Source organism: Streptomyces sp. NPDC059003 (genome assembly GCF_042740445.1).
Taxonomy (GTDB): domain Bacteria; phylum Actinomycetota; class Actinomycetes; order Streptomycetales; family Streptomycetaceae; genus Streptomyces.
Window position 1 is genome coordinate 1 of the sequence record NZ_JBHYJH010000135.1, and the last position, 21,880, is coordinate 21,880.

At 74.0% G+C, this 21,880-nt stretch carries 15 protein-coding genes; 8 read left to right on the plus strand and 7 right to left on the minus strand.

Features of this window, described 5'->3' with window-relative positions; translation table 11 throughout:
* On the plus strand, positions 1–1,056 hold a 1,056-nt coding region (locus tag ACFWZ5_RS33970; protein ID WP_384891703.1), incomplete at its 5' end, for a tetratricopeptide repeat protein.
* A 357-nt stretch (positions 1,057–1,413) separates the two neighbouring features.
* Positions 1,414–1,713, plus strand: a complete 300-nt coding sequence (locus ACFWZ5_RS33975; protein ID WP_384804116.1) for a YciI family protein — start codon at positions 1,414–1,416, stop codon at positions 1,711–1,713.
* 9 nt (positions 1,714–1,722) lie between these two features.
* Here the strand turns inward: ACFWZ5_RS33975 and ACFWZ5_RS33980 are convergent, their stop codons facing one another.
* Positions 1,723–2,898 carry a WD40/YVTN/BNR-like repeat-containing protein gene (locus tag ACFWZ5_RS33980; RefSeq protein WP_384891706.1) on the minus strand — a complete coding sequence of 392 codons (1,176 nt, stop codon included), beginning with the start codon at positions 2,896–2,898 and terminating at the stop codon, positions 1,723–1,725.
* A gap of 252 nt (positions 2,899–3,150) precedes the next feature.
* On the opposite strand from ACFWZ5_RS33980, the gene ACFWZ5_RS33985 reads away from it, so the two are divergent.
* Entirely contained in the window at positions 3,151–3,567 is a 417-nt protein-coding gene (locus tag ACFWZ5_RS33985; protein WP_384804850.1) for an SsgA family sporulation/cell division regulator, read from the plus strand.
* A 58-nt stretch (positions 3,568–3,625) separates the two neighbouring features.
* Here ACFWZ5_RS33985 and ACFWZ5_RS33990 read toward each other — a convergent pair whose 3' ends face one another.
* Both ACFWZ5_RS33990 and ACFWZ5_RS33995 read right to left on the minus strand, forming a co-directional pair.
* Positions 3,626–4,486 carry an isocitrate lyase/phosphoenolpyruvate mutase family protein gene (locus tag ACFWZ5_RS33990; RefSeq protein WP_384804848.1) on the minus strand — a complete coding sequence of 287 codons (861 nt, stop codon included), beginning with the start codon at positions 4,484–4,486 and terminating at the stop codon, positions 3,626–3,628.
* Positions 4,487–4,578: 92 nt separating this feature from the next.
* Positions 4,579–5,259, minus strand: coding sequence for a GPP34 family phosphoprotein (locus tag ACFWZ5_RS33995; protein WP_384804846.1), 681 nt, complete (start codon positions 5,257–5,259; stop codon positions 4,579–4,581).
* A gap of 333 nt (positions 5,260–5,592) precedes the next feature.
* Between ACFWZ5_RS33995 and ACFWZ5_RS34000 the strand changes: the two genes are divergently transcribed.
* The 3 genes from ACFWZ5_RS34000 (at position 5,593) to ACFWZ5_RS34010 (ending at position 10,807) form a co-directional block, all read left to right on the plus strand.
* Complete coding sequence (locus tag ACFWZ5_RS34000) at positions 5,593–7,260, plus strand: ABC-F family ATP-binding cassette domain-containing protein (protein WP_384804844.1); 1,668 nt, start codon at positions 5,593–5,595, stop codon at positions 7,258–7,260.
* A gap of 10 nt (positions 7,261–7,270) precedes the next feature.
* Entirely contained in the window at positions 7,271–9,598 is a 2,328-nt protein-coding gene (locus ACFWZ5_RS34005; RefSeq protein WP_384804842.1) for an ATP-binding cassette domain-containing protein, read from the plus strand.
* Positions 9,599–9,820: 222 nt separating this feature from the next.
* A complete protein-coding gene (locus ACFWZ5_RS34010; RefSeq protein WP_384804840.1) occupies positions 9,821–10,807 on the plus strand; it encodes an acyl-ACP desaturase in 987 nt (328 codons plus the stop codon).
* Positions 10,808–11,600: 793 nt separating this feature from the next.
* Here the strand turns inward: ACFWZ5_RS34010 and ACFWZ5_RS34015 are convergent.
* Complete coding sequence (locus tag ACFWZ5_RS34015) at positions 11,601–15,143, minus strand: hypothetical protein (RefSeq protein ID WP_384793349.1); 3,543 nt, start codon at positions 15,141–15,143, stop codon at positions 11,601–11,603.
* Positions 15,144–15,332: 189 nt separating this feature from the next.
* On the opposite strand from ACFWZ5_RS34015, the gene ACFWZ5_RS34020 reads away from it, so the two are divergent.
* Positions 15,333–17,804, plus strand: a complete 2,472-nt coding sequence (locus ACFWZ5_RS34020; protein ID WP_384793353.1) for a hypothetical protein — start codon at positions 15,333–15,335, stop codon at positions 17,802–17,804.
* 21 nt (positions 17,805–17,825) lie between these two features.
* On the opposite strand, the gene ACFWZ5_RS34025 is transcribed toward ACFWZ5_RS34020, so the two are convergent.
* The gene (locus ACFWZ5_RS34025; protein WP_384793356.1) at positions 17,826–18,086 is read right to left on the minus strand and encodes a WhiB family transcriptional regulator; all 261 of its coding nucleotides are present in this window, start codon (positions 18,084–18,086) and stop codon (positions 17,826–17,828) included.
* Between the two features lie 440 nt (positions 18,087–18,526).
* Between ACFWZ5_RS34025 and ACFWZ5_RS34030 the strand changes: the two genes are divergently transcribed.
* Positions 18,527–19,750, plus strand: coding sequence for a glycoside hydrolase family 64 protein (locus ACFWZ5_RS34030; RefSeq protein ID WP_384793359.1), 1,224 nt, complete (start codon positions 18,527–18,529; stop codon positions 19,748–19,750).
* A 39-nt stretch (positions 19,751–19,789) separates the two neighbouring features.
* On the opposite strand, the gene ACFWZ5_RS34035 is transcribed toward ACFWZ5_RS34030, so the two are convergent.
* Positions 19,790–20,551 (minus strand): SDR family oxidoreductase, encoded by a 762-nt coding sequence (locus ACFWZ5_RS34035; protein WP_384793362.1) that lies wholly within the window; start codon positions 20,549–20,551, stop codon positions 19,790–19,792.
* 192 nt (positions 20,552–20,743) lie between these two features.
* Positions 20,744–21,784, minus strand: a complete 1,041-nt coding sequence (locus tag ACFWZ5_RS34040; RefSeq protein WP_384793366.1) for a LacI family DNA-binding transcriptional regulator — start codon at positions 21,782–21,784, stop codon at positions 20,744–20,746.
* Positions 21,785–21,880 lie beyond the last annotated feature (96 nt).

Consider the following 21,880-nt stretch of genomic DNA (forward strand, 5'->3'; position numbering starts at 1 on the left):
GGCCTGATCGCCGCGGAGCGGCACTGCCGCACGGAGGGCCGCCGCCAGGACGCGGCCCTCCTGGCGGCGGCGCTCGCCACGTTCCTCGACGAGGAGGGGTACGCGGCGGAGGCGCAGCGGATGCATGAGTCCGCGGCGGCGCACTGGCGCGCCGCCGACCAGCCGAATCCCGAGGTCCACGCGCTGCTCGCCCTCGCCACGGCCCTGTCGCGCTGCGCGCGCTACGACCTGGCCCGCACGGCACTGCACCGGGCGCACGAGGTCGCCGAGCGGCTCAAGGACACCACCGTGCGGGCCGAGGTCCAGCATCAGCTCGGCGTACTGCACTGGAACCTGGGCCGCCTCCCGGACGCGCTCGCGCACCAGAACGAGGCGCTCGCCCTGCGGCTGCCGACGGACGACCGCTGGCAGATCGCCCGCTCGCACAACAATCTGGGCATCACGCGGCTCTATCTGCGCGACTACCGCTGCGCCGAGGAGCACTTCAATTCCGCGCTCTCCGGATTTCGCGCCTGCGGCGACGAACGCGAAAGAGCCCATGTACTCAACAATCTTTCGGACCTGTACCTGAAAACCGGCAACCCGACATCGGCACGGAATTTCATCCGGCACGCCCTCGACATACTGAAGGAATTGGGCAGCGCTTCCGAGCGCGCCATCACACAGGTCAATCTCGCCGACACCATGAGTTCACCGCGCGATCTGGACGGAATGCTGGACCTGTACCGCGATTCGCTCTCCACCTTCCGGCGTCTCGGTGACCGCCGCAATGCCGCCATCACCCTGCACGGAATGGGAACCGCCCTGCGGGCCGCGGGCCGGTGCCACGAGGCGGCGGCGCACTACCGCCGCGCCCTCGACCTGGCCCGCAGCATCGGCGCCGTGCACGAGGAGGTCCAGTCCCTGCACGGCCTCGGCACGGCGGAGCAACGGGCGGGCCAGCCCGGCGCCGCGGCCGGCCACTTCGAGGAGGCCGCCGCGCTCGCGGACCGCTGCGCGCTGACCCAGGAAGCCGCCAGGATCCGGGAGAGCCTGCGCGCACTGCGCGCCCACTGAAATCTCCCGTGATAGCAGACGGAGAACTCACGGGACCCAAGATCGACCACATTCCGCAGAAGTATTGCAGGAGGGTTGCGCAATCCGTAGCGGCTGCACTAGACCTTATTCCCGCGGCCCATGGAACGGCCCGCTCCAGATCCCCCGCACTATCGAGGAGCACTCAGCACCCCATGAAAAACAATTTCATGCACATTGCACTGACCGTGGCCATCGGGGCCTTGATTTGCATCCCGTCCGTCACCGGAATCTGGGCCAAGCCCCTGATGTCCGCCCCCTCCGCGCACGCCTGAGCGGCCGCGGACCGCGGCGACGGCCCCCGTCGTCGCCGCACCCCCTCGCGATAGCCTCGTGATCATGTACGTGATGGAGCTGACCTACACCGCACCCGTGGACCGCGTCGACGCCCTGCTCGCCGAGCATGTGGCCTGGCTCGACGAGCAGTACGCCAGGGGCGTGTTCATCGCGTCCGGGCGGAAGAATCCGCGGGACGGCGGGGTGATCCTGGCCGTGGGGGACGGCCGGGCGGAGATCGAGGCGGTCGCGGCGAGCGATCCGTTCGTCGTCGGCGGGGTGTGCGAGTACCGGATCGTCGAGTTCCTCGCCACGAAGACCGCCCCCGAACTCGCCTCGTACCGGCAGCAGTTGCCTTCGTAGCAAGAGGCCCTAGGAGACGCCCAGGCGGGCCACGCGGCCCTTCTCGCCCGCGGCCCAGCAGCCCAGGTCCCGCGCGCAGTCCACGGTGTCGTACGAGCCCGCGTCGACCGTCCGCCAGGTCCGGCCGCCGTCCGTGGTGAGGTCGGTGCCCGTCGGGCCGACGGCGAGGGCGGCGGAGCGGCTGTACGGGAGCCAGGCCACGCCGGAGCGGTACGCGGGCGAAGGACGCGCGGCGGGGCGCCAGGTGCGGCCGCCGTCGCGGGTCACCGCGGACGCGTCGGGCGACGGCTGGCCCGCCCGGTAGTCACCGCCGACGGCGATCCCGTGGGCGCGGTCGCGGAAGGCGAGCCCGAAGACCCCGCGCGCGGGGTCGCCCGCGGGCTGGGGCGCGTCGGTGGCCGTCCACGTCAGGCCCCGGTCGGCGGAGTGCAGGACCCGCGCGCGGGCCGCCCCGCCCGTGGCCAGCCACACGTCGCGCGGCCCGGAACCGACCAGGCACTGACCGCTCGCGGCGAACGCCGACTCGCCCTCCTGTGCGGCCGGCATCCCCTTGTCCGGCAGGACCTTCCAGGAGCGGCCGCCGTCGGCGGTGGACAGGATGCGGTACTTGCCGTCCACCGGGTCGCTCAACGCCAGACCGTGGCGGCGGTCGAGGAACGTCATGCAGTCGTAGAAGGCCTTGGGGTCCGCGTTGCGGAAGGACTCCGTCCAGGTGCGGCCGCCGTCGCTGGTGCGGTAGACGCGCGACGCCTCGCCCTCACCGATCGCGAGCGCCACCGCGCGGCGGCCGTCGAACGCCTCGATGTCGCGGAACTCCAGGCCCGCCGCGCCGGGCGGCGACACGTCGCGCCAGCTCGCCCCGCCGTCCGCGGTGCGCAGCACGGTGCCCTTGGACCCGGCCGCCCAGGCGGTGCCGCGGCTGACCGCCGCGAGCCCCCGGAAGCGGGCGTCCGTTCCGGTCGGCTTGAGCTCCCAGGTCAGCGCGCCGCCGCTCGGCGCCGCGCTCCGGGCCCCGGGTTCCCCGCCCGCCGCGCGCCCCACGCGCTCGGCCCCGCGGTCCGCGCCCGCCGCCTGCGCCGCCCCCGGTGCCGCCCAGCACGTCGCCGCGAGCACCGCCGCCCCCAGAGCCGACCACCAGCCACGTCTCGTACGCACCACACGCCCCCTGGACTCCGCTGTCCCCATGCCGCTCATGGCGGGCGAAGCTAGTCCACTCCCCGGGCGCCGTCCAGATGGCGGAGTGTGCGCGGGAGTGCATCCCCCGGGCGGCGGTCGGCGGGAACCGCACCGGCCCCCGCCGTGTCGCGGTGACAGAGGTCACTCGGTCCGACCCCGTCCGCGCGTGCACGGATTTCTCGATTCCAACGTCTATTCAAGTGTCCGACCCCGGTCGTGCACACCCAGGTCGTCCAGTCGTCAGCAGTAAGGGAGCAGGCCTTGTCCACTGTCATCGAGCAAGCCGTCGAGGCCCGCCTGGTCGCCGCCGCGCCCCGGATGCCGACCATCCCCGCGACCCTGCGCTACGACCAGCGGGACCCCTTCGCGGTCCGCATGAGCTTCCCGGCCCCGGCGACCCTGGAGGGCGTCGAGGTGCACTGGACGTTCGCCCGCGAGCTCCTCACGCACGGCGTGGAGAACGCGGCGGGCGACGGCGACGTCCGGGTCCGGCCGTACGGGTACGACCGGACGGTCCTGGAGTTCCACGCCCCCGAGGGCACCGCCATCGTCCATGTCCGCACGGGCGACCTGCGCCGCTTCCTGCACCGCACGATGGCCCTCGTGCCGGCGGGCCAGGAGCACACGCACGTGGACCTGGACCAGGACCTGGCCGAGCTGATGCGGGACGCCTGCTGAGCCCGGCCGGGGGCCGGCCGGCCCCCGGCACCCCTGGCTTCACTTCCCGAACGGTCCGTTACTTCCCGTAGTTCCCGTAGTTCCCGTACTTCCCGAAAAGACCGTTGAGCTCCCCGAAGTCGAGTCCGTCCGCCAGCGCGTCGTACGTCCCCGCGGTGAGCAGCTCGCGTGCCGCCCTGCGGACGAGCGCGTGCGCCGCCTGCGCGATGCCCGAGCCGACGCTGATCCGCGCGACACCGAGACCGGCGAGCTCCGGCACCGGCGGCGCCCCCGGCCCCGCCATCACGTTGACGGGCCCGTCGACGCCCGCCACCAGCGCCCCGACCGTCTCCGGGTCCACCGCGCCGGGCACGAAGACCCCGTCGGCCCCGGCGGCGAGAAACGAGGCGGCCCGCTCCAGGGTGAGCGCAAGACGCGCCTTCGGCCCCTCGCCCACGCCCCGCAGATACGTGTCGATCCGCGCGTTCACGAACAGCGGCACGCCCGCCGCGTCGGCCGCCCCGCGCGCGGCCGCGATCCGCTCCGCCTGCTCGGCGACGGGCCGCAGCGGCTCGCCCCCGCCGTGCAGGGCGTCCTCGATGTTCACGCCGACCGCGCCCGCGGCCAGGACGGCGCGCACCGTGTCCGCGACGCCCGCGGCGTCGTCCGCGTAGCCGCTCTCGATGTCGGCGGTCACCGGCACGGAGACGGCGTCCGCGATCCGCGCGACGGCGCCGAGGGCCACGTCGCGGGAGAGCCGGTCGCCGTCCGCCGCGCCGAGCGCCCAGGCGAGCCCCGCGCTGGTGGTGGCGACCGCGGCGGCCCCGGCCTCCTCGACGAGCCGGGCGCTGGTGAGGTCCCACGCGTTGGGCAGGACCAGCGGCGTGCCGGGGACGTGCAGGTCGCGGAAGGCGGTCGCGGTCTCGTACTGGTTCGTCATGCGCAGCAGCCAAGCAGCCGCGCGGCGGCCGGGTCTGGCAGAAATCCGACACGTACGTCGGCCCGCCGCCGTTCCCCCGGGCAACCGCCCCCTCAATCCGCCTCCGCCGAGATCCGCCCCTCCTCCGCCGCCGCGACGGCCGCCGCGAGGGCCCGGCGCAGCTTCCGCATGAGCGCGCGGAGCTCGGGAGAGCGGTCGCCGCTGCGGTCGGTCAGGGCGTCGAGCCGCTCCCGGTACCGTACGCGGTCCTGCCCGGTCGCGACGGCGCGGATCTTGCCGGTCGCCGCGCACACCGCGAGGGCCGCCTCGTCCTCGGGCACCTCGGCGACCGGCACCGGGCCGCACAGCACCGCCCGGGACTCGGCACGCAGCGCGTCGACGTACCGGGAGCGCTCCAGGGCGTAGCTCGTGGCGGGGAGCAGCCCGAGGAGGCGGGCGTGCTTGACCCGCAGATAGCCGTCCCGCGCCAACTGGTCGCGTACGGCGGCGAGTTGGGCCCGCGAGTGATGCCCCATCCAGGCGTGCAGGCCGCGCGGGCGTGACCCCTCGACCAGCTCCATCAGCGCGTCGAGCGCGGGGTCGCCGGTGCGGCCGCCGACGACCGGCGTGACGACGCCGCCGACGTCGGAGAGGAGTTCGCGCTGGGCGAGTTCGGCGAGCGCGGCGGCCCGCAGCGCGAAGTGCGGTCCGGGCAGGGCGGTGGCCCTGCCGCGGGCGGCGTTCCAGGCGAGCAGATAGATCCGGGCGGGCAGGGACAGCGGGCCGTAGGGCACGGTGATCTCCTTTGCGCGAGCGCCGAACAGTGCGTTGCCGAATAATGCGTTGACAGGCGTTTCGGCCCCTCCTTACGTTGTACGCGGTTCTGTTGCCGCCGATTGGAGAAGGACGTTGCTCGTCTGAGGTCTTGAGACACCGCGTCACACAGCTTTGTACCGCTGTGTGCGTCGCGTGCGACCTCGGCGTACGAGCCGTCCCGTCCCGGCGCAGGGCCCTTCCCTTTCCCGATGCCCGCCCGGTCCCTCAGGGACGACCGCCGTGCACGGCCCGGTCGCGGTGTCTCTCACGCGTTGCCCCCATCCCGCTCCACCGAGCAACCGCGAGGCCCCATGTCCACCTTCCCCACCACCGCCGTCACCTGCACGTCCCTGTCCTTCGCCTGGCCCGACGGCACGTCCGTCTTCGAGGGCCTGCAGATCGCGTTCGGCCCCGGAAGGACCGGCCTGATCGGCCGCAACGGGTCGGGAAAGTCCACGCTGTTGAAGCTGATCGCCGGTGAGCTCACACCGGCCGACGGCGCCGTGCGCACCGCCGCCGACGTCGGGTACCTGCCGCAGAACGTCACCCTCGACACGGGCCGGCGCGTCGACGAGGTGCTCGGCATCGCCGGGACGCGCGCCGCGCTGCACGCCATCGAGGCCGGTGACGTGCGCGATAAGCACTTCGCCGCCGTCGGCGACGACTGGGACGTCGAGGAGCGCGCCACCGCGACCCTGGACCAGCTCGGGCTCGGCCACATCGGCCTCGACCGCACCACGGGCGAGGTCTCCGGCGGCGAGTCGGTGCTGCTCCGGCTCGCGGCCCTGCTCCTGCGCGGGCCCGGCGTGCTGCTGCTCGACGAGCCCACCAACAACCTCGACCTGCACGCCCGCCGCCGCCTGTACGCGGCCGTGGAGGCGTGGTCCGGCGTGCTCGTCGTGGTCAGCCACGACCGGGAGCTCCTGGAGCGCGTCGACCACATCGCCGATCTGCGCGACGGCGACGTCACCTGGTACGGCGGGAACTTCAGCGCGTACGAGGAGGTCCTCGCCGTCGAGCAGGAGGCGGCCGAGCGCATGGTGCGCGTCGCCGAGGCCGACTTCCGCAAGCAGAAGCGCGAACTGACCGACGCCCAGGTCAAGTTGGCCCGCCGCAAGCGGTACGGCCAGAAGATGCAGGAGTCCAAGCGCGAACCGAAGATCGTCATGGGCGCGCGCAAGCGGGAGGCCCAGGTGTCGGCGGGCAAGCACCGCATCCTGCACGAGGAGCGGCTCGCCGAGGCCAAGGACCGCCTCGACGAGGCCGTCGAGGCGGTGCGGGACGACGACGAGATCCGCGTCGACCTGCCGCACACGGCGGTCCCGCCGGGCCGTACGGTGCTCACCCTGAGCAATCCGACGCTGCGGTACGGCGCGCGCGTGCGGGGCGAGTTCGAGCTGCGCGGCCCGGAGCGGGTCGCGCTCGTCGGCCGCAACGGCGCGGGCAAGACCACCTTGCTGCGCACGATCAGCGGCGACCTCGCGCCGGTCTCCGGCGACGTGCTCACCCCTGTGCCGCTGCGCTTCCTGCCGCAGCGCCTCGACGTGCTCGACGACGAGCGGTCCGTCGCCGAGAACGTGGCGCGCCAGGCGCCGGACGCGACCAACAACCGCGTCCGCGCCCGGCTCGCCCGCTTCCTGTTCAAGAGCGCCAAGGCCGACCAGCGGGCGGCGACCCTGTCGGGCGGCGAGCGGTTCCGCGCGGCGCTCGCGGCGCTGATGCTGGCCGAGCCCGCGCCGCAGCTGCTGCTGCTCGACGAGCCGACGAACAACCTCGACATGGCGAGCGTCCGCCAGCTCTCCTCGGCTCTGGAGTCGTACGAGGGCGCGCTGATCGTGGCCAGCCACGACGTGCCGTTCCTTCAGTCCATCGGCATCACGCGCTGGCTGCTGCTCGACGGGGAGCTGACGGAGATCACCGGAGAGGACATCCACGAGTTCCTGGAAATCAGGACAGAAGCTGTCCGGTATCACGACTAGCTTCGCGCGTATGAACCACTCCGCCCACCGGAACGAACGCCAGGACGAGCACCAGCACATCACCATCGCCGGAGCCCGCGAGAACAATCTGAAGGAGGTGAGCCTGCGCATCCCGAAGGGCCGTCTGACGGTCTTCACCGGGGTGTCCGGGTCGGGAAAGTCGTCGGTCGTCTTCGACACCATCGCCGTCGAGTCGCAGCGGCAGCTCAACGAGACCTTCACCTGGTTCGTCCGCAACCGCCTGCCGAAGTACGAGCGGCCGCACGCGGACGCCATCGAGGAGCTCGCGCCCGCGATCGTCGTCGACCAGAAGCCGATCGGCGGCCACTCCCGGTCCACCGTCGGCACGATGACGGACATCTACTCGGTGATCCGGGTGCTCTTCTCCCGGCACGGCACGCCGAGCGCGGGCGCGGCGACGGCGTACTCGTTCAACGACCCGAGCGGCATGTGCCCGCGGTGCGACGGCCTGGGCAGGACCGTGCGGCCCGACTACGGCCGCATCCTGGACCCGGCCAGGTCCCTGGCGGACGGCGCGATCCTGTTCCCGCCGTTCGCCGCGGGGACCTGGCAGGGCCAGACGTACACGAACGCGCCCGAACTCGACCCGCACAAACCGGTCGGCGAATTCACCGCCGAGGAGCGGGAGTTCCTGCTGCGCGGCCGCGGCGGCGGCAGCAAGGTCAACGTCAACAACACCGGCGGCGCCCGCGACATCGACTACGAGGGCCTCGCCGACCGCTTCGAGCGCCTCTATCTCCACCGCGATCTGTCGACCCTGTCGCAGAAGACCCGCGACACGGCGGAGGCGTTCCTGATCGAGGACCGCTGCGAGGCCTGCCGGGGGGCACGTCTGAACGAGGCGGCGCTCGCCACCCGCGTCAACGGCCTGAGCATCGCCGACTGCACGCGCATGCAGGTCAGCGACCTCATCGCGGAGCTCGCCCGCATCGAGGACCCGGTGGCGGGCCCGATCGCGGGGGCGGCCGTCGCGGCCCTGGAGCGCGTCGAGGCGATCGGGCTCGGCTACCTCAGCCTCGACCGCGAGACGTCGACCCTGTCCGGCGGCGAGGGGCAGCGCCTGAAGATGGTGCGGCACCTGGGCTCCAGCCTCACCGGCATGACGTACATCTTCGACGAGCCGAGCGTCGGACTGCACCCGCGCGACGTCAGCCGCCTCAACGACCTGCTGCTCCGCCTGCGCGACAAGGGCAACACCGTCCTCGTCGTCGAGCACGACCCGGACGTGATCGCCGTCGCCGACCACGTCGTCGACATGGGCCCCGGCGCGGGCACCCACGGCGGCCTGGTCGTCTTCGAGGGCACCCCGGACGCGCTGCGCGCCGCCGACACCCTCACCGGCCGCTTCCTGCGGCGCTCGACGGGAGCCGACCCGACGGGCGTGAAGCGGAGCCCGCGCGAGCCCGTCGGCGGCGTCTGGATCAAGGGCGCGGACCTGTACAACCTCAAGGACGTCAGCGTGCGGGTGCCGACCGGGGTGCTCACGGCGGTGACGGGCGTCGCGGGCTCGGGCAAGAGCACGCTCGTGTCGCGCGTGTTCACGGACCAGCATCCCGACGCGGTGGTGGTCGACCAGTCGGCCATCGGCATCTCGGGCCGGTCGACCCCGGCGACGTACCTCGGGATCATGGACCGGCTGCGCACCCTCTTCGCCCGGCACACCGGCACGCAGCCGGGCCTGTTCAGCTTCAACTCCCGTGGTGCCTGCGAGAGTTGCCAGGGCCGCGGGGTCATCTACAGCGACCTCGCCTTCATGGATCCGGTCACCACGGCCTGCGAGGCGTGCGCGGGGCGGCGGTTCAAGGACGAGGTGCTGCGCCTGACGGTCGGCGGGCGCTCGATCGTCGACGTCCTGGAGATGACGGCTGAGCGGGCGCTTTCCTTCTTCGAAGACTTTCCCGACGCGGCGGTGCGGCGCAGGCTCACCGCCCTGCGGGACGTCGGGCTCACCTACCTCGCCCTCGGGCAGCCGCTGAGCACGCTCTCCGGCGGCGAGCGCCAGCGCATCAAGCTGGCCACCCAGCTGCACCGCACCGGCACCACGTACGTCCTGGACGAGCCGACGACCGGGCTGCACATGGCGGACGTGGACGGCCTCCTCGCCCTGCTCGACCGGCTCGTCGACGCCGGCAACACGGTCGTGGTCGTCGAGCACAACCTGGAGGTCGTCAAGCACGCGGACTGGGTGATCGACATGGGGCCCGACGGGGGCAAACACGGCGGCCGGGTCGTCTTCGAGGGGACGCCGCGGGAGCTGCTGCGGGCCGAGGGGTCGTTCACGGCGGAGCATCTGCGGCGGGCGGCGGGGGCCGCCTGACGCCTGGGGCGGGGACCGCCTGACGCCCGTACGCGGGGGAGGCCGCTCACTCTCGGCCGGTGGCCGGTCCTACCCCGGTCGCGGGAGTCCTTTACGGCGGGTTTAACCTACGGGTACGTAACCTACGATGCCGTAGGTAACCCGCTCGCAGTCCGTGCGCGCCGCCGCCCGGCGGGGGACGGCCTGTCGCTGTCCCCTCCCCCTCCCTCCCCAGGAGCCCCCGTGACGATCACCTCTCCCCACCTCGGCAGCCCGGACACCTGGACCGACGCCCGGCTCCTGTACGCGCTGGAAGAAGTGGTCGAGACCGAGCTGAACCGCCATCTGAAGGTCGCCAAGGACTGGATGCCGCACGAGTACGTGCCGTTCTCCGACGCCCGCAACTTCCCCGGCCTCTTCGAGGACGGCGAGGCCTGGGAGAAGAGCCAGTCCCCGGTCACGGACATCGGCCGCACGGCGCTCGTGGTGAACCTGCTCACGGAGGACAACCTGCCGAGCTACCACCACGAGATCGCCACGCTCTTCGGGCGCGACGGCGCGTGGGGCACGTGGGTGCACCGCTGGACCGCCGAGGAGGGCCGGCACGGCATCGTCATGCGGGACTACCTCCTCGCCTCCCGGGCGGTGGACCCGGATCAGCTGGAACGTTTCCGCATGGCACACATGAGCGAGGGCTTCGAGTCCGACAACCGGCACTCGATGCTGCACTCGGTCGCGTACGTCGCCTTCCAGGAGCTGGCGACCCGCATCTCCCACCGCAACACCGGCCACCAGTCGGGCGACCCGGTCTGCGACCGCATGCTGGCGCGCATCGCGACCGACGAGAACCTGCACATGGTCTTCTACCGCAACCTCCTGCGGGCCGCCTTCGAGATCGCCCCCGATCCGACCATGCTGGCCGTGCGGGACGTGGTGGTGAACTTCCGCATGCCGGGACACGGCATCCCCGGCTTCGAGCGGGCCGCCGCGCAGATGGCCATCGGCGAGGTGTACAACCTCCGCATCCACCACGACGACGTGCTCCAGCCCGTGCTCCGCTTCCTCAAGGTCATGGACGTCCCCGGCCTCGGCCCCGAGGGCGCGCGGGCCCAGGAGGAGCTGGGCCTGTTCATGGGCGGCCTCGACGCGGAGGCGTGCCGCTTCGACGAGCGGCTCGCCGCGAGGAAGGCGCGGCTGGCTGCGCGGGGTGGGGTGCCGTCGCCCCGCTGAGGCGGCAACCCCCCGCCCACCCGTGCCGAGACAGGCCTCCGAACCGCCGCTATCGCGGCGAGCGCCCCCACCCACCCGCCCATGCCCTTGGGGAAGGGCTGGTGGTGGCACAGGGGGACGACAGCACGAGCGGGCAGCCGGGGCGAGGGTCAAGGGCAGGCGGGCTGTCGAGGTGGGGTGGGTGCAGGCGGGTGCGGCGGCGGCCTGGGCTGCAGCCGCGGGCGGGCGGGCGGGTGGGAGACCGCCGCGGGGCGGCTACCGCGGGCCCGCGGGCCCAGGGGCAGCCGGGGACCGCGGCAAACAATCCGCCAGCTGCCCGGCTGGGCCGGCGGAGAACCGCCGCGGAGCGGCGGCGGTTGCCGGCGGGTCTAGAGGCAGCCGGGGCCGCGGCAAGCAAGCCACCGGCTGCCGCGGGTGCGGCGGGGACTGCAGTCACGGGCGGGCGGGCGGGAGACCGCCGCGGAGCGGCGGGGGTTGCCGCGGGGCAGGGGCAGCCGGGGGGTGCGGCAAGCAAGCCACCAGCTGCCGCGGGTGCGCCGGGGACTGCAGTCACGGGCGGGCGGGAGACCGCCGCGGAGCGGCGGCGGTTGCCGCGGGGCAGGGGCAGCCGGGGGGTGCGGCAACCAAGCCACCAGCTGCCCGGGGTGCGCCGGGGACCAGAGTCACGGGCGGGCGGGTGGGAGACCGCCGCGGAGCGGCGGGGGTTGCCGCGGGTGCGGCAAGCGACCCGTCGGTTGCCTGGGTGCGGCGGGGGCCAGGGTCACGGTTGGGGGGGAGAACCGCGGCGGAGCCGCTACGGCGTCGTCGACACAGCCAGCGCCGCGTCCCGCGCATCCGGGACCCCATGCCGACGCAGCACCCCCAAAACCTCCCGCCAAGGCGTCGGCCACGACACCCGTACGCCCACCGCCCGCGTGACCGCCACCGCGAACACCGCTTCCGCGTGACCGGACCGCCCGGCAAGCGCCCGGGCGACAGGCAGCAGGGACTCCGCGTCCAGCGGCACGTCCCGCCCGGACACGCGCCCGGCCACCGCAGCCGCCGTCCCCGCCACCAGCGCCGGACGGCCGTCGTGCAGGGCGGCGAGCCGTTCCAGGTCCGCGACGAGACGGTCCGGCGGACCCGTGACGTCGAGAGCCGCGACCAGCAGGCACGCCGCCTGCGGCGTGAACGCGTCGTGGGCGGCGAGGAGTTCACCGGCCCGCAGCGACACCGCCCGCGCGGTCGCACCGCGCAGCCCGGCGAGCCGGTCCACCACGTACTCGACGCGCCGCCGCGCGGGCAGGTCGAGATCCCCCTCCCCCGAACCGCCACCGTCGCCGTCGCCGTCACCGTCGGCCGCCGCCCCCACGAGCCCGGCGAGCGCCGCGCACAGCGCCGCGTCCCCGTCCACCGACGTGACCGCCGCCGTCACCAGGCCGTGCGCCGCCGCCTGCCAGGCGACCCGCCCCAGGGCCAGGTCCGCGCAGGCGGCGCCGAGGACGTCGGCCGCCTCCGGTGACCACGGCGCCCAGTCGGGCAGCGTCCGGTAGGCGAGGACCGCCGTCTCGTCGTCGCCCGTGGCGCTCACGTCGCGCACGAGCCGCGCGTACCGCTCCCGGTGCGCGGGCGCGACGTCGAGGGGCGGCATCCGCAGCACCGCGGTCCGCAGCACGGGCTCGTCGCAGGCCGCGGCGTCGGCGAGCAGCTCCCAGACGGGCTCCGCGCCGAGCAGCCCGCCCGCGAAGGCCACGCAGGCGGCGCGCACGTCACGGTGGGCGCCGGGCGCCGCGTACGCCTCGGCGAGCACGGCGGCCGCCACCGGGGCGGGCAGCCGGGTCGCGGCGAGCCGTGCCGCCTCCTTGCGGCTGGTGACCTTGACGTCGCGCCCGGTCAGGACCTCGCGCAGCTGCCCGGTGAGGGCGGACGGCGCGACGTACCGGGACGCCCGCGTGGCCGCGTACACCGCGACCCGCGCCCGCTCGGAGCCCGCGTGCGCGAGCAGCGCGGGCAGGGCGTCGCCGGGCCGGTCGGTGTGGGCGAGGGCGGCGAGCGCGGCCTCCGCGAGCACGGTGTCGGGGGACGCGGTCCACTGCCGGAGGAGCTCCAGGCTGCCGGGGACGGCGGCGCAGCGGGCGAGCGCCGCGGCCCGGTCCGCGAGCGGCAGCTTCGCGTCACCCGCGGCGGCGCCCAACTGCCGCACCCAGGCGTCCTGTTGGCGCGGCACCCAGCGGCGTACCGCCCAGGGGCCGGCCGGTACCGTCCACGCCGCGCCCCGCTCCAGGAAGCGGCCGTACGGCGGCGCGGCGCCGAGGAGCTGGTCCAGGAGATCCGTACGCCGCGCGGTGAGGACCGCGTGGACGGGGTCGAGGACGGCGGCCGACGGCTCCTGCGCGAGCACGCGCGCCACGCGCTCGTCGCGGGTCGCGGGCGGGTCGAGCCACAGGCCGATCGCCTGCTGCGCGGTGGCGGCGCTGCCGAACCGCACCGCCTGCCAGAGGAGTTCCTGGAGGTCGGCCATGCCGTGTGCGCGGCGCCCGACGCCGTGGGCGAGCGCGAAGAGCAGGCCGTAGTCGGCCTTCTCCGCGCCCGCCTCGATCCACGGCCGCAGCGCGCGGAACACGTCGTGCTCCTGGCCGCGCCGCAACACCCGGTCGAGCCCGCCGAGTTCGGCCCGGCCGGTGCTGCCGGAGATGCGGGTGAGGGTGCGCAGGGCCCAGCCGACCAGGTCCTGACTGCCGCCGGCCGCGTGCTGGCGCAGGGCGGCGAGCGCGAGCGTCGTGAGCGCGTCCCGGGTGTCGTGCGAGCAGTCGCGCGCGGCCACCGCGTCGGCGGTGAGCTTGTCGAGGTGCGGGACGGCGTCGGCGGTGAGCAGCGCGGTGTGCACGGCGGACAGGGCGTACAGCGCTTCGGAGCGCACGGGGTCCTGCTCGTTGGTGAGCCGGTCGGCCATGTCCCGCAGGAGGAGGGCGACTTCGGCGGTGTCGCGGGAGCGGGCGGCGTTGCGGACGAGGAACGGCCAGGCGTCGGCGCGGTCGTCGGCGACGGGGCGGCGGGTCGCGGCGACGAGGCCCTCGCGCACCTCGGCGCACGGCAGATAGGACTCGGCGGCGAGCACGGTGGTCCAGTAGGCGCCTTCGGCGCGGGCGCGCTCGGCGACGCGGCGGGCCCGGTCGGCGGCGGCGCGGCGCGGCAGGACGTCGAGGACGGGGCCGTCGACGGCGGCGGGCCCCTCGCTGCGGCCCTCGACGGCGGCGGCGTACAGGGCGGGCCGTTCGGCGGGCGGGTGCACCCTGAGCAGCAGGGCGAGGAAGCCGGACTCACCGGCGATGGAGCGGGCGTAGGCCAGGACCGACGCGGCGGCCTCGGGAGTGCCCGCGCGGGCGAGCTTGCGCAGGACGGACTGCCGCAGGTGGCCGCTCAGGCGGATGAAGACGCCCCAGGGCCCGGTGAGCAGCGCGCCCGTGCGGGCGGGGTCGGCGGCGGCGAACGCGCCCAGGTGCGGCAGGAGGTAGGAGGACATGGACGTCGGCGTGTGCCGCTCCAGGAGGTCGAGGACCCGCTGCGGCGCCCGTCCTGCGACGGCGTACAGGGCGGGCCCGCACCGGTGCCAGCAGGCGTCCCGCAGCGCTTCGGGCGCCGCGGCCAGCTCGTGGGCCACGACGTCGAGGACCGCTTCGTGGTGCCGCTTGGCGAGCACGCTCCAGCTGGGCACGGCGTGGAAGAGGCCGGGCAGCAGGCGCGCGGCGACCGGCCCGGAGCAGGCCGGGAGCAGCCGGGCCGCGGCCGCGTCGCCCCACTCGGCGCGGACGCCGTCGACGACGCGGTCGGCGAGCGCGGTGCGCCGCCCGGTGACGACGGCGCGCAGGAGCTGGTCGCGGACCGCTTCCGGGGCGTCGGCGAGCGCCGCTTCGAAGGCTTCGTCGGGCACGCGGGCGGCACCGGCGGCGCGCAGCGCGTGGCCGCGCACGTACGGGTCGGGGTCGGCGAGCCGCGCGGCGAGCCAGTCGGTGTCGGCGGCGATGGACGCGAGGAGGACGGCGATGCCGCGCTCGTAGGCGCGCCCGGGCACGACCGGGGACGCCGCCGCGGCACTGTCGCGCCCCGCGCCGCGCCGCCCGAAGCCGCCCCAGCGCCGGGCACCGCCGGACGCACCCGGCGCGGCGGAACCCGCGGGACCCGACCCGGCCGCGCCCGTGCCCGTGCCCTCCAACTCCTCCAGGACGTCCCGAAGCAGTCCGTCCCGTTCCAACTGCCGTGCCCAGACGACGAGTTGCCGCATCCGTTCGGGGTACGGCAGCGGGTCGACGGCGGTGAGCAGGCGGGCGGCCAGGGTGGGCGTCTCAGAGCGTGCCATGCGGTGATTCTGCCCGCCGCATGCGGCCGGCCGAAGCGATTTACGGTCCGTCCCCGCGGTGCCATGTTGGGCAGACAGCTCGGCGGACGGCCGGGCGGACAGCCGGGACCGACATCTGGGACCGACACCTGGGACCCACATCCGGGACCGGCAGCTGGGACCGACATCGATCGCTGGGGGTGCACTGCGGTGGTACAGACCCACGAGTGGATGTTCTACGAGGTCATGTGGCGCGCCTGGGCCGACCGGACGCGGGTGCCGTACCCGGTGCCGTGGTGGGCGCAGGCGGCGTTCCGGCGCTGGAGCGACGACTTCGACGCGGGCACGTACGAGTCGAAGGAGGCCGCGTTCGCCTCGAACGCGCTGTACCGGTACTGGCACATGGTCGGGGTGAAGGACCACCGGCAGGAGTCGCTGATCGGGCAGGGCGGCGAGGTCGAGCCGGTCTACGACAAGTACTGCCTGGCCTCGTTCGTGTACGACCCGGCGACGGGCACGGTGAGCCTGCCCCAGCTCGCGGGCGGCGGCACCGTCGTGCAGCACATGGAGGAGCCGCATCTGCCGATCGTCCACACGACGCTCCTGACGCCGGACGGCCTCGAACTCCTTCAGCGGACGTTCGCGACGACGGTCGGGGCGCGGCAGCGGGATCTCGCCGTGCACCGGCTCGCCGTGAGCAGCCCGGACGAGCGGCCGCGCGAGGGCTGGCTGTGCGCGGCCGTGCTGCCCGCGGGCCCGAGCGGGTTCCAGCGGCACGACCGCCGCGGGCAGCAGCTCACCGACCGGCGCCTGACGTTCCTGCGCTATCTGCCGGACGAGGCGCGGGTGGAGACCAACTCGGGCTGGGGCCCGGTCTTCGGCACGGCGCCCGAGCACTACGGCGTGTACGGCAATCCGGACTTCGTGGCGGAGCCGGACGCGTATCTGGTGCGCAATCCGTTCCACGACCTGGTCACGGACGGCAAGTTCAACAGCGCCCTGGAGGCGCAGGACCAGGTCGCGGGGTTGTGCAGTGCCGCGTTCGCGTGGCCGTTCCGGGTCGAGGGCGGCGACGTGTTCGAGGTCGACGTGCGGCTTCCGGTCGATCTGTACAGCGGGGCGGAGGACCTGGCGGAGATCCGGGCCGGGCAGGCGAGCGATCTTGCGGCGGCGACGCGGGACTTCTGGACGGGAAAGCTCATCGGGCAGGGCGTGCAGCCCGAGTTCCCGGGCCCGGTCGCCCATCTGACGGGTCTGTTCCGGCAGGCGCGGTCGCAGCTGCTCATCCTGTCCGACCACGGCGAGATCCACCCGGGCCCGACGGTGTACGACTCGTTCTGGATCCGGGACTCGTCGGTGGAGGCCACAGCGTGCTCCCTGGTGGGGGACGCGGCCCTCGCGGAGCACCAGCTGGGCACGCACTATCCGCTGCGGTTCAACCGCGGCACGGGCCGCGTCGGGCCGTGCGCCGAGTACGGCTTCTACGGCGGCCCGCACGAGAAGGACGACCGCGAGTGGGACAGCAACGGCCAGGCGCTGTGGGCGATCGGCCGCTTCGACCGCACGAGCGGCCGCGCCGCGGCGTTCGGCGCGAAGCTGTACACGCCGTACGTCGTGGACGGCGCGCGCTGGCTGCGGGACAACCGCGACCCGTACGGGCTGCTGCACAGCGGCTGGAGCGCCGAGCACCTCGGCGAGCGGGACAAGCCGCACTACTGGGACGACCTGTGGGGCCTGGCCGGGCTCTACGAGGCGGCGCGGCTCGCCGAGCGGCTCGGCACGCCCGAGGTCGGTGAGCTCTGGGGCGCCTTCGACGACCTGAAGCAGGCCACGGCGGCGTCGATCCGCTGGGTCCTCGACGAGCAGCGGCGGCGCGGCGAGTGGGAGACGTACATTCCGACGGGCCCCGGTGACGTCGGGCGGCGCGACTCGACGATGATCGGCGCGGCGGCTTACTTCCATCCGCTGCGCCTGCACATGGGCGCGAAGCTCGGTGCCGACATCGACCGGGCGGCGCGCTGGACGCTCGACACGATGTACGCCCGCTTCGTCACCGGCGGCTTCCGGCACGAGGCGGCGTGGAACGCGTACGGGCCGTATCTGACGATGCAGCTGGCGCACGCGTATCTCCTCGCGGGGGACGCGGCGCGGATGGACGCGCTGCTCGGCTGGACCGTGGCGGCGTCGCTGCCGCGCACCGAGGACCGGGCGGTCGCGCTCGGCGCGTGGAACGAGCAGCACGCCTTCCCCATCGCGTCCGACTACCAGGAGGTGCCCCACCGCCACTGGTACATGGGGGACATTCCACACGGCTGGGCGGCCGCGGAGTATCTGCTGCTGCTCCGCGACATCCTCTTCTTCGAGGCCGACGAGGACCGCGATCCGCATCTGTACGTGGCGCCCGGGGTACGGCCGCACTGGGTGCCGGACGGGGAGCGGGTGGCCGTCGAGAGCGCGCCGACGCTGTTCGGCGCGCCCTTCGGCTACCGGCTCACCCATGACGCGGGCGCCCGCACCGTGGCCGTGGAGATCACGCGGGCCCCGGACGGGGTGCGGTACGTCTACCCGTGCCGCTTCGGCGCGGTGCGCTCGGCGACGGCGGACGGGCGCGATCTGCCGGTCACCGGGGACGACGTGCACGTTCCGGCGGGGACCGGGCGGTTCACGGTCACGTATGCGTGAGGCGTCCCGCCCGGACAGGCCCTAGGCGCGGCGCGCGGCGTTCTCCCGGCGCAGGTTCATCCGCTCCTTCTCGGAGAGCCCGCCCCATACGCCGAACCGCTCGTCGTTCTCCAGCGCGTAGGTCAGGCAGGCCGAGCGCATCTCGCACAGACGGCAGATGCGCTTGGCCTCGCGCACGGAGCTGCCGGGCTCGGGGAAGAAGAAGTCGGGTCCGGTCTGCGCGCACAGCGCCTGCTCCTGCCAGGCGAGTTCGGCTTCGGTCACGGTGGTGTCAGTGTGCATGCTGCGATGGTGCGCGACGCCGCGAAACAACGGATCAACGTTCGATCAACGCGGCGCGCCGGGTCCGTCCATCCCGGGCTACGGGCCTGTCCCCACCCGGCTCCGGATCTGTCCGTTCCGGGACCCCGGACGCTGGTTTTCCCGGGCTCCGGGCTTCCCTCCCGGGTCCGGGACTCCTCCGGTTACGGACTTGCCGTCGAGCCGGAACGTGCCGTACCCGCGACGGCCGGATCCCGTCACCCCGCGCGCCCGTCCCGCCATCGTCTTATGAACGCCGACCAGATTCTGAGAGCGCTCTCAGTCCTATCTCTTGACGCCGCGTTTTCCCCGCCGCAACAGTGGAGGCACCTCGAGGCACCACCGCGCACCCGGGCCGCACTCCTGCCCCCCACGCCCCCCACATCCGGACGTCCGAGACGTTCGAGCCAGGAGAAGATTCCGTGATATCGCGCCGAGTGTTCCTCACGTCATCCGCCGCTGCCGCGGGCGCCCTCACCTACCCCGCCTGGGGCGCCGCCCTCAGCCCGCGCGCCGCCGCGGCCCCCGCGACCTGCGAGCTCGCGCTGCGCAACAAGTCGCTGCCGGGCCAGGTCCGCGCGTACGTCACCGGCCACGAGAACGGCACGGGCCGCTGGCTGCTCCTCAAGCCCGACGGCGGCGTCTACCGCCCCGACTCCCCCTCCGCCCCGGGCACCCCGCTCCCCGTCGACTGCGCCATCCCGCTCGGCGCCGCGGGGTCCGCGCCCAAGGTCCTCACGCTCCCCCAGATGTACGGCGCCCGCGTGTACTTCGTGCGCGACGACAAGCTCGACTTCTTCCTCAACCCGGGCCCCGCCCTGGTCGAGCCCGCCTTCGCGACCCCCGCGGACCCGAATTACGGCCGCACCTGGTCGTTCTGCGAGTTCACCTTCAACAGCACCCAGCTGTACGCCAACATCAGCTACGTCGACCTGGTGACCGCCCTGCCGATCGGCCTGACCCTGGAGGGCGACGCCAGGCACACCGTCGCGCCGCTGCCCGACGGGGCCGTCGACCGGATCGCCGCCGACCTGGTGGCGCAGGCGGGCCGGGACGGGCAGCCCTGGGACAAGCTGGTGATCCGCGGCGGCGGGCGCGTCCTGCGGGTGGTGTCGCCGCAGAGCGTCATGGCCCCCTACTTCGACCGCCCCGACCAGATGCCGTTCCGGGACCTGTGGACCGGCTACGTCGACCAGGTGTGGGACAAGTACCGCGGCACCGACCTGCGCATCGACCTCCAGGGCGGGCGCGGGGTGCGCGTCGGCCGGGTCCGCGGCGACGTCCTCACCTTCGACGGCGGCCACACCTTCGCCAAGCCCACCTCGAAGGACGTCTTCACCTGCAACCACGGGCCGTTCGCCAACAACCCGGGCGACCCGGACGACAAGAAGGGCCTGCTCGCCCGGCTCGCCGCCGGTTTCAACCGGAGCATCATGCTCACGCATCCGTCGCAACCGAACGGCACGACCGCCGCCGACTACTACCGGGGCGCGGTGACCAACCACTGGGCGCGCGTGGTGCACGCCAACTCGCCCATCGGGTACGCCTTCCCGTACGACGACGTCCGGCCGGACGGTCAGCCGGACGTGTCGGGCGCGGCGCACGACGGGAATCCGCGCCGGTTCACCGTGTCGGTCGGGGCCTGAGTCCGGGCCTGAGCCGGGGCCTGACCGGGGCCTGACGGGTCAGCCCATCCGCTCGGCGAGGAACTCCTCCCAGGTGCACCCGCCGACCTGCGCGCCGTCGAGGGTGAGGTTCTCCCCGGCCCGGTAGGCCCGGCCGGCCTTGCCGGGCATCCGGACGGGCAGCATCAGGCGGCGCTTTCCGCGCGCCGCCAGATAGCCGCGGCTCAGCTCGCCCATTCCGTACACCTTCGGCCCGGCCAGGTCCGCGACCAGGCCCTTCGGGGCACCGAGCGTCAACTCGGCGAGCCGGGCCGCCACTTCGCGGGCGTCGACGGGCTGGAAGCGCAGCCCGCCGGGAACGGGGATGACGGGCAGCTTCGCCATCTTCTGCGTCACGTTGAGCACCAGGTCGTGGAACTGGGCGGCGCGCAGCGTGGTCCACGGGATGCCGGAGTCCGCCACGGCCCGCTCGGCGTCCAGCTTGGACCTGAACCAGCCGAGCGGCACCCGGTCCGCGCCGATCACCGAGATGTACACGAGGTGCCGCACTCCGGCGTCCTGGGCCGCGCGCACCAGGTTCCGGGCCGCCTCGGCGTCGCCCTTCGGGCCGCCCGCGAGGTGCAGCACGGTGTCGACACCGGCCACCGCCGCCTCGACGCCCTCCCCCTTGACCAGATCGCCGGTCACGTACGTGACGCCGTCGTGGGGGGCCTTGGCGTGCCGGCTGAGGACGACCACCTCGCGGCCCGCGTCCCGCAGCAGCGGCACGACGAGGCGACCGAGCGTGCCCGTACCACCGGTGACCAGGATCGTTTCCGTCATGACTGCTCTCCGCCCACTAGGTCTCACGAAGCCCGGGAGCTTCGTCTCCCGGTGGATCCGCCGGGTGAGCGGATCTATCGCTATGACCCCGCGAGCGCGAGAAATGTGACCGGAGGCGGCGAGGAACTTTCCGGGGGACGTTCAGGACGCTCTGCGCCACGACGACCGTGACGCCCCCGACGACCGCCCCGGTTACGCCGACTCCCGCCGCACCAGTTCCGTCGGAAGGACCACGCTCGCCCCCTCCGGCAGGTCGTCGGCGTCCTCCCCCTGCTCCTGGCCGCGCAGCAGCATCGCCGCCATCAGGCGGCCCATCTCCTCGATGTCCTGGCGCACCGTGGTCAGCGGCGGGTCCGCCTGCTCGGCCACGGGCAGCATGTCGTCGAAGCCGACGACCGCCACGTCGTCGGGCACCCTCCGCCCCGTCTCGCGCAGCACCCGCAGCGCCCCGGCCGCCGAGAGGTCGTTCGCGGCGAACACCGCGTCCAGGTCCGGGTACTGGTCGAGGAGGCGGCGCATCGCGCGCTCGCCGCCCGCGGGCGTGAAGTCGCCCTCGGCGACGAGGCGCCGGTCCGCGGACGGCAGCACGTCACGGAAGCCGTCGAGGCGGTCGACCGCCGACGTCTGGTCGAGGGCGCCGGTGATGTGCGCGATGCGGGTGCGGCCGAGCCCGGCCAGGTGCCGCACGGCCTGCCGTGCCCCGTCGCGGTTGTCGCAGTCCACGTACCGCACGCTGTCGACGCCGCCCGCCCAGCCGGGGCGCCCGCCGAACACCGTGGGCACGCCCGCGCCGTGGATGATCCCGGGCAACGGGTCGGCCAGGTGGAGCGAGAAGACGAGGGCCCCGTCGACGTGCCCGCCGGACAGATAGCGCCCGACCCGCTCGTGGTCGGCGCGCCCCTCCGTCAGGAGCAGCACCAGCTGGACGTCGCGCGCCGTCAACTCCTTGCTGATGCCGCGCAGTTGGAGCGCGAAGAACGGGTCGGCGAACACCCGCGTCTCGGGCTCCGCTATGACGACCGCGACGGCGTCGTAGCGCCGCGTGACGAGGCTGCGGGCGGCGCGGTTGGGGACGTAGCCGAGTTCCTCCACGGCCCGCCGCACCTTCGTGGCGAGGGCCTCCCGCACGCCCGCTTCGCCGTTCACGACCCGCGACACCGTCGCCCGGGACACCCCCGCCCGCGCGGCCACCGCCTCCAGAGTGGGACGCGGGACGGCGCTCGCTGAACACACCTGCGGACTCCTCCGGTGGCTGCCTTGCGTTCAGCGCTCAGAATACGGCGCCGCACCGGATCTCCCAGTGGGTCGCGGACCGCCGTACACCGGACG

Bases quoted from the DNA above. Each gene is read 5' to 3' on its own strand.
- ACFWZ5_RS34035 (WP_384793362.1), bottom strand. From the start codon at position 20,551: ATGACGGAAACGATCCTGGTCACCGGTGGTACGGGCACGCTCGGTCGC.
- ACFWZ5_RS34005 (WP_384804842.1), top strand. From the start codon at position 7,271: ATGAACCACTCCGCCCACCGGAACGAACGCCAGGACGAGCACCAGCAC.
- ACFWZ5_RS33975 (WP_384804116.1), top strand. From the start codon at position 1,414: ATGTACGTGATGGAGCTGACCTACACCGCACCCGTGGACCGCGTCGAC.
- ACFWZ5_RS33980 (WP_384891706.1), bottom strand. From the start codon at position 2,898: ATGGGGACAGCGGAGTCCAGGGGGCGTGTGGTGCGTACGAGACGTGGC.
- ACFWZ5_RS34015 (WP_384793349.1), bottom strand. From the start codon at position 15,143: ATGGCACGCTCTGAGACGCCCACCCTGGCCGCCCGCCTGCTCACCGCC.
- ACFWZ5_RS33990 (WP_384804848.1), bottom strand. From the start codon at position 4,486: ATGACGAACCAGTACGAGACCGCGACCGCCTTCCGCGACCTGCACGTC.
- ACFWZ5_RS34000 (WP_384804844.1), top strand. From the start codon at position 5,593: ATGTCCACCTTCCCCACCACCGCCGTCACCTGCACGTCCCTGTCCTTC.
- ACFWZ5_RS34025 (WP_384793356.1), bottom strand. From the start codon at position 18,086: ATGCACACTGACACCACCGTGACCGAAGCCGAACTCGCCTGGCAGGAG.